General features: G+C 56.8%; 1 protein-coding gene. It reads right to left on the bottom strand.

What is annotated here, in order from left to right; genetic code table 11:
• Positions 1-136: 136 nt before the first annotated feature.
• On the bottom strand, positions 137-343 hold the full coding sequence (locus H8792_RS12455; protein WP_185979509.1) for a hypothetical protein: 207 nt from the start codon (positions 341-343) through the stop codon (positions 137-139).
• Between the last annotated feature and the right edge of the window lie 69 nt (positions 344-412).

Genomic DNA, 412 nt, shown 5'->3' on the forward strand with positions numbered 1-412 from the left:
GGGTTGCTGAGAGGGGTCTGAATGGAAGTTTCCGATTCGGAAACTGACCCCCCTTGAGCCGGGAGGCGAATGGGCAAGACGTGAAGTAGGGTCGCCAGCTTGCTGGTGGGTCTACTTCACCTATCTTGCCCGGTAGTTAGCGTTTGATGTTTCGTTCTGCCGTTGTTGCTTTTGCGTTGCCAGGGCGATCACCTGCCGTTGCGGCGGCGATCTTTTCCCGTATCTGAGCACTAACTGCCCGGTCTGATTGCCGGGTAGCAAAGACCGGGATCGGCAGCACTACCTGGTCATCAACGAAGGTCGGCAGGCAATCGCCTTCTGGCGTCCAATCAGCGTGTTTCATCAGCGACTCTCCCGCCCCTTTGGGGACTCTCCAGTAAATTGATATTCGCCGCCAAGGTAGCGGTAGAAG

The sequence above is a fragment of the Thiomicrorhabdus heinhorstiae genome, from assembly GCF_013391765.2.
GTDB lineage: Bacteria > Pseudomonadota > Gammaproteobacteria > Thiomicrospirales > Thiomicrospiraceae > Thiomicrorhabdus > Thiomicrorhabdus heinhorstiae.